10 protein-coding genes are annotated in these 12,885 nt (G+C 36.8%); 6 read left to right on the top strand and 4 right to left on the bottom strand.

The window, feature by feature from the left end; genetic code table 11:
- Positions 1–18: 18 nt before the first annotated feature.
- Positions 19–954, bottom strand: a complete 936-nt coding sequence (locus IPH66_13035) for an NAD-dependent epimerase/dehydratase family protein (protein MBK7130269.1) — start codon at positions 952–954, stop codon at positions 19–21.
- A gap of 346 nt (positions 955–1,300) precedes the next feature.
- On the opposite strand from IPH66_13035, the gene IPH66_13030 reads away from it, so the two are divergent.
- The 6 genes from IPH66_13030 to IPH66_13005 all read left to right on the top strand — a co-directional run bounded on the left by IPH66_13030 (position 1,301) and on the right by IPH66_13005 (position 9,508).
- A complete protein-coding gene (locus IPH66_13030) occupies positions 1,301–2,461 on the top strand; it encodes a homogentisate 1,2-dioxygenase (protein MBK7130268.1) in 1,161 nt (386 codons plus the stop codon).
- 30 nt (positions 2,462–2,491) lie between these two features.
- Positions 2,492–3,652, top strand: coding sequence for a 4-hydroxyphenylpyruvate dioxygenase (hppD, locus tag IPH66_13025; GenBank protein MBK7130267.1), 1,161 nt, complete (start codon positions 2,492–2,494; stop codon positions 3,650–3,652).
- A gap of 332 nt (positions 3,653–3,984) precedes the next feature.
- Complete coding sequence (locus tag IPH66_13020; protein MBK7130266.1) at positions 3,985–4,761, top strand: response regulator transcription factor; 777 nt, start codon at positions 3,985–3,987, stop codon at positions 4,759–4,761.
- Entirely contained in the window at positions 4,761–7,736 is a 2,976-nt protein-coding gene (locus IPH66_13015) for a histidine kinase (GenBank protein ID MBK7130265.1), read from the top strand. Before IPH66_13020 ends, IPH66_13015 begins: the two co-directional genes overlap by 1 nt.
- 83 nt (positions 7,737–7,819) lie before the next feature.
- Positions 7,820–8,116, top strand: a complete 297-nt coding sequence (locus IPH66_13010) for a hypothetical protein (protein MBK7130264.1) — start codon at positions 7,820–7,822, stop codon at positions 8,114–8,116.
- Positions 8,117–8,323: 207 nt separating this feature from the next.
- Positions 8,324–9,508, top strand: a complete 1,185-nt coding sequence (locus IPH66_13005; GenBank protein ID MBK7130263.1) for an MFS transporter — start codon at positions 8,324–8,326, stop codon at positions 9,506–9,508.
- A gap of 296 nt (positions 9,509–9,804) precedes the next feature.
- Here the strand turns inward: IPH66_13005 and IPH66_13000 are convergent, their stop codons facing one another.
- The 3 genes from IPH66_13000 to IPH66_12990 all read right to left on the bottom strand — a co-directional run bounded on the left by IPH66_13000 (position 9,805) and on the right by IPH66_12990 (position 12,882).
- Positions 9,805–10,185, bottom strand: coding sequence for a hypothetical protein (locus tag IPH66_13000; GenBank protein MBK7130262.1), 381 nt, complete (start codon positions 10,183–10,185; stop codon positions 9,805–9,807).
- 432 nt (positions 10,186–10,617) lie between these two features.
- Positions 10,618–11,193: a zeta toxin family protein gene (locus IPH66_12995; protein ID MBK7130261.1), complete on the bottom strand. Its 576-nt coding sequence runs from the start codon at positions 11,191–11,193 to the stop codon at positions 10,618–10,620.
- Between the two features lie 141 nt (positions 11,194–11,334).
- Complete coding sequence (locus tag IPH66_12990; protein ID MBK7130260.1) at positions 11,335–12,882, bottom strand: hypothetical protein; 1,548 nt, start codon at positions 12,880–12,882, stop codon at positions 11,335–11,337.
- Positions 12,883–12,885 lie beyond the last annotated feature (3 nt).

Below are 12,885 nucleotides of genomic sequence, written 5' to 3'. Positions count from 1 at the left end.
GTGATAAATCATCTTTGTCTATCCCTGAATATGGTTAAGCATAATCTGTGCCAAAGCGTCCAAATCATACTTAGCTTTCCATCCCCAATGGGCTTTGGCCTCAGTGTCATCAATACTTCCAGGCCATGAATCAGCAATTGCCTGTCTGAAATCAGGTTGATATGCAATCTCAAAGTCGGGGACATACTTTTTAATCACCTCATAAATATCTTTAGGTGTAAACGATACACCGGCAATATTATACGACGAACGAATCTTTACTTTTTCAGCCGGAGCCTCCATCAAATCAATGGTGGCGCGTATTGCGTCTTCCATATACATCATGGGCAGCGGGGTATTGTCTTTCAAGAAGCACGTGTATTTTTCTTTGCGTTTTGCATAATAGAAGATATCCACCGCGTAATCTGTAGTACCACCACCAGGAGGCGAGGTATACGAAATCAAGCCCGGATAGCGGATAGACCGTACATCTACCCCATGTTTTAGAAAATAATACTCGCACCAGCGTTCTCCTGCTTGTTTGCTGATTCCATATACGGTGCTTGGCTCCATTACAGTAAATTGCGGCGTGTTTACTTTGGGCGTATTTGGACCAAAAACAGCAATTGAGCTTGGCCAGAAAATTTTGTCAATCACTTTGTCCTTTGCCAAATCAAGCACGTGGAATAAACCATCCATGTTTAATTTCCATGCAAAAGCAGGATTTTTCTCAGCCGTAGCAGAAAGCAAGGCCGCCAATAAATACACTTCTTTAATTTGATGCTTTTGAATAACCTCAATCAATCGTGATTTATCCAAAATGTCAAGAACTTCAAACGGGCCTTCGCCTTGAGCCTGCTTTGGTGGTTGAACATCGGACGCCACTACAGCATCAGTACCGAATTTTTTTCTTAGCGCCATCACCAATTCAGTACCTATCTGACCGGATGAGCCAATTACAAGAATTTTTTTCATGCTACACAATCTGTTTTTTCATGTATCACAAAACTAAAAGTTGATAGAGAATGAATTTATCCTAATCCGCTCAGTTTCATGAATTAATTTCCTTTTGCAGGTTTGCGGCGGTATGCACGACTACACCATTCACCCAGCAAAAATATATTTTATTTAAAGCCGTCTGATAAAAGTCAATTAAAAAATATCAGATTGCTGTATATTTGCCTAAATTGCAGTCTGGACAACTATGCAATCATTCAACCTTTCATTTATTGACTGGAAATTTCGTCTTAAACGTAATCCGGAATGAAAATTCCCTAGGTTTAGCTATTTCTATTTATAATTACATCTCAAAACTCATTCTATGCCCAGATATCATACGCTTGGAAAAATTCCGGCAAAACGACATACTGTATTCCGCAGCGCAGACGGAAAATTATACCACGAAGAACTATTCGGTACCCTTGGTTTTTCAGGTATGTCATCTTTAATTTATCACCTTAATCCGCCAACCATAGTTACAGAGCCGGTGAAAAGTTATTCTGTTGCACCTAAAATTGCCATTGAAAAAAACATGAAGGCGCTCAGCTTTAAAGGTTTTTCTCTTAAGCCGGAGAAAGATTTCCTTGAAAGCCGCAAAACACTTTTTGTAAACACTTCACTTCACATTGGATTAGCCGCCCCTGAAAGTTTTAGTAAAGATTATTTTTACAAAAACGCTGATGCAGATGAAATGCTTTTTATTCATCAGGGCGAAGGTTTTCTCAAAACCATGTATGGTGAAATACCTTTTAAATACGGAGACTACTTGGTTATTCCTCGCGGTACAGTTTACCGTTTGGATTTCAATACTACGCAAAACCGACTACTTTTTATAGAATCATTTGCCCCAATATTTACTCCTGATCGTTACCGGAATAATTACGGACAATTTCTTGAACATTCTCCTTTTTGTGAAAGAGACATTCGCGTTCCACAAAATTTGAAAACTCATGATGAGAAAGGATCATTTCATGTGAAAATAAAAAAGCAAGGCATGATGTGGGAATATGTTTATGGACGCCACCCGTTTGACGCCGTTGGTTGGGATGGTTTTAATTATCCTTACGCGTTTTCTATTTTTGATTTTGAACCCATAACCGGACGCATTCACATGCCTCCACCAATTCATCAAACCTTTGAATCAGCGGGCTTTGTTGTTTGTTCATTTGTTCCGCGTTTGTATGATTATCATCCCGATGCTATACCGGCACCATATCATCACAGCAATGTTGATTCTGATGAATTATTGTATTATGTTGATGGGGATTTTATGAGTAGGAATAATATTGAAAAAGGGCAGTTGACGCTTCATCCCGGAGGTGTGCCTCACGGGCCTCACCCTGGAGCAATTGAAAGAAGTATTGGTAAAAAAGAAACACAAGAATTAGCCGTGATGATTGATCCATTTGCGCCCATGAGCATTACTGAAGATGCCATTGCACTTGAGGTGTCTGATTATTACAAATCATGGATGATAGAATAAAAAATTATTGATCTTGAAAAAATTCATTTTATGTCAGAAATTAAAAACCTTCAAAATCTTCAGAACTACGAGTATTCACTGAAGAAAGAATTTGCAGATGCACAAGATTTTTTGCCCCTGCTTGGTACTGATTATGTTGAGCTATATGTTGGCAACGCAAAACAATCAGCGCACTTTTATAAAACAGCATTTGGTTTTCAGAGTGAAGCCTATTGCGGTTTAGAAACAGGAGTAAAAGATCGCGTATCTTACGTATTAAAACAAGACAAAATCAGGTTGGTATTAACAACCCCTTTAACACCTGGCGGACCAATCAATGAACACATCAACAAACATGGTGATGGTGTAAAAGTAATTGCCTTATGGGTTGAAGATGCAACCAAAGCGTGGGAAGAAACCACCAGCCGTGGAGCAAAATCTTTCATGCAACCAACCCGTGAAGAAGATGCAAACGGACATGTGGTGCGCTCAGGAATTCATACCTACGGAGAAACCGTGCATATTTTTGTTGAAAGAAAAAATTATACCGGCATTTTTCTACCGGGATATCGCAAGTGGGAATCACACTACAATCCATCACCGGTTGGTTTAAAATACATTGACCACATGGTTGGCAACGTAGGTTGGGGAGAAATGAATCAATGGACAGAATTTTATGCTAAAGTGATGGGCTTTGCGCAAATAGTTTCATTTGATGATAAAGACATCTCAACCGACTTCACTGCGCTCATGAGTAAAGTAATGAGTAACGGAAACGGTCGTATTAAATTCCCGATTAACGAACCTGCCAAAGGAAAAAAGAAATCACAAATAGAAGAATACATTGATTTTTACAACGGAGCAGGTTGTCAGCATATCGCTGTTGCTACTAATGATATTGTGGCTACCGTCAGCGCAATGAGAGATCGAGGTGTTGAGTTCTTATATGTGCCTGACACGTATTATGATGATTTATTTGACCGAGTTGGGAAAATTGACGAAGACGTGGAACTTCTCAAAAAACATAAAATTCTGATTGACCGTGACGATGAAGGCTATTTGCTACAATTATTCACTAAGCCGGTAGTTGATCGTCCTACCATGTTTTTTGAAATTATTCAGCGCAAAGGAGCCAAATCATTTGGTAAAGGAAATTTTAAAGCCTTGTTTGAATCAATTGAAAGAGAACAGGAAAACAGAGGAACGCTGTAATTTCATTTCACATAAACGAAAAAGAGGGTTCGCATTGAACCCTCTTTTCATTTGTAGCAAAGCCAGGACCAGATCTAATTGCCGTTGTCGTTGAAGATCCAGATTTTGCAAGCAGAAACCAAGTGTAATTTTGTTGTCATAAGTAAACCTTAAAATTTTCATATCCAAGTTACGCAGTTAGTGCAAGCCAGAATCGGAAAAAAATTCAACTGTGTCAATTTCCTATTGAACGGTGGGTAATCAAAATTTTATGGTTCAGTAGAGATAAACCCAAATTGTTATCTTTACTTCAACAACCGATTTGAAATAAATCAAATCACAAAACGAGCAATATGAAATTACGTGCATTGGTTATTGATGATGAAGATCTGGCCAGAAAAAATCTGACCATGTTACTAGAAGAATATTGTGAAGACATTGAAGTAATAGGTGAAGCCGGCAATATTAACGATGCACGCATGCGCATTGAAGAACTGAATCCTGATGTGGTTTTTCTGGATATCAGAATGCCAAGTGGATCTGAGGGATTTGATTTACTTGAAAGCATTGATAAAAGAGATTTTTTGGTGGTATTTGTCACGGCCTTTAAAGATTACGCACTGCGCGCTTTCAATGCCAATGCCGTTCATTACGTGCTCAAACCGGTTGATATTGAAGATTTGCAGCAAGCCGTTGAAAAAGTAAAAGAAGCAAGATCTGCCTTCAAAGAAAATCCTGAGAATTATAACACCTATTTTGAGTCTATTCGCAATCTTTCACAGTCAATAGACACGCAAGGGTATGGTCATAAAGTAGCCATATCACATACTAAAGGAATCAAGCTAATTGACATAGAAGACATCATATTTCTTGAAGCTTCAGGCAATTGCACCATGATTCATTTTACAGATGGCAAACGCTATTTAGATACACGCACGCTTAAAGTATATGAAGGCATTTTAAATCCAGCCATTTTTTATCGTGTTCACAAATCTCACATCATCAATCTTAACTACCTGAAAGAATACATTAATGAAGACGGTCATTTTGCAGTCATGAACAACGGAAAATTAATTCCGGTTGCGCGCAACCGGGTTTCTTCATTTGTAAAAACAATTAAATCACTTTAGTGCGATTTCTTGTTTTAGTATCGTTTATTTATACCGCGCAAGTTTTTGCGCAACGCTTTAATTTTGTCAATTATTCGCTTGAAGAAGGTTTGCCGCAATCACAAGTATCAGATATTTGTCAAGATCGGTATGGCTATTTGTGGATAGGAACAGAAACCGGTTTAAGTAGATTTGACGGAATTAATTTCACCAGCTTTTCAACTGAAGATGGTTTGCCGGATAACGAAATAGACAAACTCTACACCGATGAATCAGGCAATATTTGGATAGCCACACCCAAAGGAATTTCTAAAAAAACTGCTGAAGGTTTTACCTCTTGGTTTTTTTCTGATTCAGCAAATGTTGAATATCGCGTCAATGACTTAATATTTTTTCAAGATCAACTTTATCTTGCATGTGATGAGGGGTTATTATTATTTCAGGCAGATACGTTTAAGCTCATCACACAAGGATTTGAGCAGGCAGGACAATTGCGTGCATTAGCCAATGAAAATGACAGCATCTTATATTGCGGATCAAAAAACGGTCTGTACACGTTTGATGAAATTGAAGGAAAAACGCTTCATCATGCCATACTTGATTCAATTAATATAAGTGATATAGAATTTAGAGAAGATGAACTCATCATTGCTACGTATGGAAAAGGCGTTTACTTCTTTAATACCAAAACCCAAGAAATCAATAGCCCAAAATTACCCTTGAATCGCATCAGGAACATCTGTGTGACATCAGGTTCAGTTTTGTGCGCAACAAAAAACGGAGCCATAGAATTAACGCAAGATGCAATTTATCACTACAACATTGGAAACGGTTTAATTTTTGAAAATATCCGAAGTGTATTTATTGATCGTGAGTCTAATCTTTGGTTAGGTACAGATGGAAAAGGTTTACTCAAATTAACCGGAAAATCAGTATTGTCATATACACGCACTGACGGCTTAAGTAGTGACGCTGTTATGAGCATTTCACAAGACAGAGAAGGTAAATTTTATTTTGGAACCTATGATGCCGGTGTGACTATTTGGACACCAACAGGAGATAGTGCTTCTGCCATTCAAATCAATACTGAATTAAAAAATTCAACCATCTGGATTACGCAAACAGATCACCATAACAGATGTTGGGTTGGCTCATCAAGCGGTATTGATTTGATTGAAAACGGAAAGATAATTGAGAATAAAATCACGCAACAAATCAGCTCTAAAGTCAGATCTATTCTACATGTTCATGATTCACTAACCTTTGTGGGCGGATCAGCAGGCGTGTATTGTATAAAGGAAGAAAATGTAAAAAATTTATTCCCGGATCTCAAACTGGATGTAAACAAACTCTTATTGCATCATGAGAAAATATATATAGCATCAACAACGGGCTTGTTCATTTTTGATTTAAGTGATGAATCTAATTATGAATTTATTTCTCTTCCAGAAAATAATGTCAAAACAATTACAAGCGATAGCCAGGGAAATATTTGGATTGGCACCAATAGTTCAGGTTTGTTTGTTCTATTACCTACCGGAAAAATTTTGCCCTTTGAATTAGATGCTAATGACACCAAGTCACGCACTGTGCTGGGCTTACTTTTGTCAACTAATCAAAACATTTGGGTGAGTACATTAAACGGTGTCTATCAAATTGTTTTTGATCAAGAAACTTCATCTGCATTTAAGATATTTCATTTTGGTAGACCAGAAGGTTTAATTACCCTAGAGTGTAACCAGAATGCAATTTATGAAGATCATCATCATTTTATTTGGGTAGGAACTTCAGAAGGACTTGTAAGAATTAACCCTTCTCAAAATGACGAACTTTTTCATTTTAGAAGACCAGAACTTGTATTTACCGGCATGCGATTATTCATGGAAAAATTTGATTACAATCAATACAAAACAACATTGGATGAACGGTCTGGCATTCCAACTACCATTACGCTTCCCTACAATAAAAATCACCTGACGTTTGACTTTATTGGCATCAATCTCAAAGACCCAAAAGGTGTAAAATATCAATACCGTTTGTTAGGTGCTGAAGAGGATTGGTCACCTGTCACCTCAAACAATTATGCCACTTACTCATTCATTGCACACGGTGAGTATGATTTTGAAGTGCGCGCCACCAACGCATCAGGAGAATGGTCAGAAATAAACCGAATGCACGTCATCATCACTGCTCCGTTTTGGAAAACATGGTGGTTTATATCATTGAGTATTCTTTGCGGACTAATCATTTTATTGGCTATCTACAATGCGCGCATTCGGTCAATAGAACAACGACAAGAAAACGAAAAACTGGGAATAAAAAATAGATTATTATTTCTTGAACAACAATCACTCAATGCAAGTATGAACCGACATTTTATTTTCAACTCATTGAACTCAATTCAATACTTCATCAACAGTTCAAATAAATTGGCGGCAAATAAATACCTGACCAGCTTTGCAAAACTTATCAGAAAAAATTTGGACAGTTCGCAGGCAGATAATTTTATTGTGACACTCAAAGAAGAAATTGAACGCATAGAATTGTATTTGTCATTAGAAAAAATGCGTTTTGAAGGCAAGTTTGAATATGAAATTGATTTGGAAGATGAGATAGATGCAGAAAGCATAGAAATACCATCCATGATATTGCAACCTTTTGTTGAGAACAGTATTATCCATGGAGTATTACCAATCAACCGCAAAGGTCACATCAAACTGAGAATTTACCTTGAATTTGATTCTTTGGTTTTTGAAGTTACCGATGATGGTATTGGTATAGACAATAGTCTTGCGCAAAAAAAAGCAAGAAAATCTGATGATGCGCATGAATCAATGGGCATGGAGATAACCAATCGCAGAATAGAACTATTGCGCAAACTAACCGGTGAAAACCTGATGATTATTGGTCCGTTTCAACTCAATAATGAATCAGGAGAATGCCTTGGAACCAAGGTAATCATTAAGGTTCACGTAGATAATCAAGAAAAAGATTAAAAATTTTAGGTTGAAAACTTGATTTGAACCATTTTTATACGTACTTTTGTTATAAGACCGTGGTAAATGCGGTTATACATAAGATGAAAAAAGGATTAAAAATAATGAGTTTGTTAGCGTTCTTGCTGGTTTTTGCAGCTTGCGAGAAATGCCAAAAGCCTGTTATTACAGAAGATCCTTTTGTAAACTCTGATACTCGTGGCGCTGAATCTGACAAAAATGATACAGATGGTTCACGCGGAGATGACGACATTTTTGATCTAAACAACACAGGCGGAACTGATGGAGACATCACCGATCCAAATGAAGATGAAGATTTTGATGGAATAGTTGATCCGGACGAAGACGAAGATTTCGATCAGGACGATGACGGAAAATAAAAATCAAACAACATAGAAAGCCTCCACACGGAGGCTTTTTTTATTTCTTATCCTTCTTAAATTGACACAGATTGCGACCTGCGCCTACAGAGAAAAGGGCAAGATTCTTCATATTAGAATCCCGCCCTTTTCCTTCTACCTCTTAATCGCTAAATAAATTTTTTGGGCTGATGATTAAATAACATCTACAGCGTACCTTTGCAATTCATGAAACGGCTCCCGCGTGATTTTTGGTTGCTTTGCGCCTCAACACTCATCTTTGTTCTCAGCTTTAATTTGATTCTGCCAGAACTGAATCATTTTCTTGAACTAATTGGCGAAGGTGAAAATAAATGGGCTGTACTGCTACCCTGGACAATTTCAGCCATGTTGCTTAGACCCTTGAGTGGAAAAATGTCAGATGTAGTTGGTCGTAAATTTGTTATCTATTTTGGATTGATCGTCAATATCGGTATCGCATTTTTTTACCCTGTGATAAGCGCTCTATCTCTGTTTTTTCTTGTACGATTAATTCATGGATTTTCTGTTGGATTTCAACCCACAGGTGCATCCACCCTTGCGGCTGATCTTATACCTGAAGACATGCGGGGTGAAGCCATGGGATTTTTTTCCATTGCCATTTCACTTGGTTTTGGATTAGGTTCATTTTTAGGTTATCCCATCAAAGAGTGGTTAGGTTTGGACGGATTATTTTACAGTGTTGCATTCTTTGGATTAATTGCAACGCTCATCACCTTGCCGGTCAAAGAAACACAAGCCAGAAAAAAACAATTCAAATTAACAGATGTTATTCCACGTCCTGACGAAATTATTGCACCGGAGGTATTTGTTCCGGCAATTATTATGACCTTGATTACTGTGTGTACAGGATTTTATTTTTTATTAATTCCAGAAATTTCACTGCATCTTGAAGTAGAAAATAAAGGACTATTTTTTACTACCCACATGCTAAGCGGTTTGGTGGTGCGCTATCTTGCGGGCAGATTGTCAGATCGTATTGGACGCAGAAAAGCGCTGCTATTAGGCGTATTCATCTTTGCCTGCGCTACAACTCTGATGATTTTTGTGCAGAGTGTCGCACTCTTTTTTATCTGTGGATTTTTATACGGAATAGGTACAGCAATTATATCACCTACCACCATGGCTTGGGCAACTGATTTATCAATACCAACTAAAAAAGGCCGCGGACTTGGGACACTTTGGATGGGCTTAGAATTTGGATTAATGGTTGGAACTTATTTCGGCATGCTGCTTTATCAAAACGACATGAATCAGGTTCCGCTCATTTTTACTATTGCTGCTGTCATCTTATTTCTCATTGCATTCTATCTGGCAACTTTTGGAAAAAAGGCACGCGTGCGCTATGAAGAGCCTCTTGAAATTCATGAGTGAATTTTTTGAGGCGAATTTCATTTTTTGCGATTAATCATGCACAAAAAAGCCTTGCAAGAAATTTTCATTCTGCGTTCTAAAACAACTGTGCGTGAAATTCTCCATTCACGCAATTTTGCCGAAATTAAAACCAATGACAGTTATTGATACTGAAAAAATCCGGCACAAAATGCCAACACAATTTTCCAACAATTAACAGCATAAAAATAAAAACTATGTTTTTGACATACTGAAACCAAGGTGAGCGCTGAGATCAGGACTTAAGGGTTTACATAGCATGTGGTGTTATAAGCTGTTTATTCTTCTTGTGCGTCGAAATAGTCGGTCGTTTTTTCCATCACGATCGCTTCTGCGTGGCTGTAAAAGTCATATAAAGTATTCTCAATAATATAAGGTGTTATGCTGTCTTGCCGGTTTCCGGCGTAAAGCACTATTTTTTCCTGTTCGTATTTATATTCCCCACTTGCGTATAATTGACCATTTCCGGTTGAGTCATAATAATTAAAAGTGAACAGTGGCCCTTGGTGGGTAGTTAAATAGAATGTAGTGTCATTACAATCAAATTTCCAATGCAGAGAAGTTTGATGAGGTCCTGATTTATTCAAGAAGTTGAAAGCAATAATAACGACCGCTAAAATTCCGACAACAATAAATATTAACAACAAAAGTCTTTTCATTTATGCAATTGCGTATAACGGCGAGCTAATTGTAGTTGTGATTGCGCCGTAGTTAAAGATAGGATTTTTCCTGATAAGGCAAGCCAACAAAACATTTATGTAAATTTTTCATTTACTAAAATTTTTGTTTGCGTTTTTTCTAAGGAGCGTAAATTTTTCCTGTTAGGAGCGCAACACAATTACATTTTAGCTTTTGTTACCAGTAGTTATTTTACCACTGCTCGAGACATGGGCAAGTGATGTTGTATCAATTGCGACACGGGAATAAATTATTTTTTATTTGGCAATATGCTGTCAACAGATATTTCGATTATTTGCCCATTCTTCGAAATAATGATGGGACTATTTTTTTGCTTTTTGAATTCAATCATTTTTTTGTAAGCAAGTTCGAGCCCTTTGCTAATCTTAGATTCCAAATCGAGCAATTGTTCTTTAATTCCCATTGTATTTGTTTTTTATTGATGACCAAATGTTTTCATTTTTAATAATTAATTCTTGTCTTGATCCTTCAGCTATGAATTCAAATTTTTCACCTGAGTTGTCAACTAAAATCCATTGGTCGACGATAGGAATGTAAAGTCGAAACAGATTCTCTAAGCCTGATTTAAACCTTCGAATAATTGCTTCCTCAGGAATATTATGTCCGCCTTCTGCAACTCTTGTTTGAACTCTTTTTAAAGCAAGTTCCTTCGAGTCAAGAGCGAGGAAAAGTAAAATTACTTCGAATTTTTTTTGATGAGCTTTTTTTATGAATTCGGTGTAGCTTTTTGTCGATAGAGTAGTTTCAAACGCAAATGAATTTTCTTTTTCCAATAATTCATTTATTCTTTCGAGCATTATTCGTCCAGCTTTTACGCTAACATTTTCCGGACTGAAAGGAGAAATTCCTTTCGCAATTTCGTCGGCATTTACGAATTCTGTGCAGTCAAAAATTTCCGGAAGAATTGTATAGGAAGCAGTTGTTTTTCCTGCTCCATTCGGTCCAGCTATTATATACAGGCGTTTCATTAAGCGTAAAGTTACGAATTTTACAATTAAAGGTAGTAGTAATGGTTTACTGCGGCTTCCGAACAAGCTATGGGAGCCAGAATGTAGTTAGTACAGAAGGTGGGCTAATTACTGGTAACAATTAAATAAACTCTATTCTTACTATTCCACCCCAACAGCAAAAACCTTTGCTGATCTGCCTACTTCAGTAAACATATACATCACCGAATCACTCACTTGATTTGATACTTTGGCGCGTAACATAAATGGGTTATCAGTGCCTAAAATTTGTTTTCTTGAAATGATTCCGCTGGTGTCAATTTCAACGCCGGTAACTTGAAATCTTCTGTTGTTGTAAAGACTTTTATAATTGAAATAATCGTTGAGGGCAAGTTCGTTATTTTTATCTGTATCATTAAAGAACAGAAATAATTTGCTGCCGTTAGTCATGGTAGCGAAAGATGAAAAATAGCCATAATCATTCGTTGAATTCTGATATTTTGGAATTCTGTCAGTCCATAGTTCATTTCCAAGACTATCAAACAGTGAGACAATAATTGAATTGTAATTATAATGCTCTGTTGTAGTAGTAATATTTGTGCGAGGATCGTAGGTCCGTTCAACATATTTATAGAAACGTTCACCTAATAAAAAGTAAAAATTATTTTCCAACATCACCATTTCATTCAATTTATAATCTTCAAGTTCTTTAATTTTTGATCTGTCTTTTTCATCAATAAATTTAAATAATACATCATCTGAAAATTTTTCATACGAAGATTTTGCAATGGTAAGATCTTCATTAATCAATACACTAAAAACCCCATTCACCGTATTGTTTTTTGACTCATTAAAATATCCTGATAAGATGAGTTGGTTAGCATCATTCAATTTCATTTTCACGCCATTTATCCATTTACCCTTCATACGCAATTCAATTTCTTTCATGAATTTTGATTCAATATCATACGACCAGATTGCGTATTTATTTGCTATCACAGTTCGCTCGTCTTGAATTCCACTGTTAGCCGGATCAAAATTGTAATTGCACAAAATATACACTGGCCCATGCAGGGTAAATTCAATTTCTTCAATATTCAGGGTCTGCAAAGCGAGCGGAGACTTGAGCGTTTCATTGAGAAATAACTCACCGGAATGATCAATTATTTTTGCGCCAATTTCCTGCTCAGTGAGATTGCTGAATTTTTTTGACTTCAACAATATGAATCCATTTTTATTCGCGCTCTCTCTGATGTGCATTGTTTCATCATCAGGCAAGGTATCAACAGTAAAGCTCAATAATTTTTCAAAATTGATATTAAAAACTTCCATGGTGATATATAAAGTTTTTGCCGCCTCATCATAGAGGTTATTGAACAGAAAAACAGAGTCGTTTTGATAGAACACTTCAATGGGTTCGCCATAAAATCCATCGGGTGGAATTTCATAGATATTTTTTGAATCCACCAAGGAAAGATCTGTTTTATAAAATTTTCTGAGAATAAGTTCTTGTTTTTTTCTACTGATATAGAGATAATCAACAGTAAAAAGCGTGGTTTGATTTTCACCAATGAACCCGTTGAAATTTTCTTTGCGTGCAGTTGAATATTCATCTCCTTTCACCACCTGGCCAAACTGTGCACGGGAATGCATGGTAAAAGCAACACAGGCCAGAAGTAAGAATAATAATCTGTGATTTTGCAATGCCATGAG

The organism is Crocinitomicaceae bacterium (assembly GCA_016708105.1).
GTDB lineage: Bacteria > Bacteroidota > Bacteroidia > Flavobacteriales_D > Crocinitomicaceae > JADJGJ01.
This window is presented reverse-complemented; position numbering and strand designations above follow the sequence as displayed.

Bases quoted from the DNA above. Each gene is read 5' to 3' on its own strand.
- IPH66_13035 (MBK7130269.1), bottom strand. From the start codon at position 954: ATGAAAAAAATTCTTGTAATTGGCTCATCCGGTCAGATAGGTACTGAA.
- IPH66_13030 (MBK7130268.1), top strand. From the start codon at position 1,301: ATGCCCAGATATCATACGCTTGGAAAAATTCCGGCAAAACGACATACT.
- hppD (MBK7130267.1), top strand. From the start codon at position 2,492: ATGTCAGAAATTAAAAACCTTCAAAATCTTCAGAACTACGAGTATTCA.
- IPH66_13020 (MBK7130266.1), top strand. From the start codon at position 3,985: ATGAAATTACGTGCATTGGTTATTGATGATGAAGATCTGGCCAGAAAA.
- IPH66_13010 (MBK7130264.1), top strand. From the start codon at position 7,820: ATGAAAAAAGGATTAAAAATAATGAGTTTGTTAGCGTTCTTGCTGGTT.
- IPH66_13005 (MBK7130263.1), top strand. From the start codon at position 8,324: ATGAAACGGCTCCCGCGTGATTTTTGGTTGCTTTGCGCCTCAACACTC.
- IPH66_13000 (MBK7130262.1), bottom strand. From the start codon at position 10,185: ATGAAAAGACTTTTGTTGTTAATATTTATTGTTGTCGGAATTTTAGCG.
- IPH66_12995 (MBK7130261.1), bottom strand. From the start codon at position 11,193: ATGAAACGCCTGTATATAATAGCTGGACCGAATGGAGCAGGAAAAACA.
- IPH66_12990 (MBK7130260.1), bottom strand. From the start codon at position 12,882: ATGGCATTGCAAAATCACAGATTATTATTCTTACTTCTGGCCTGTGTT.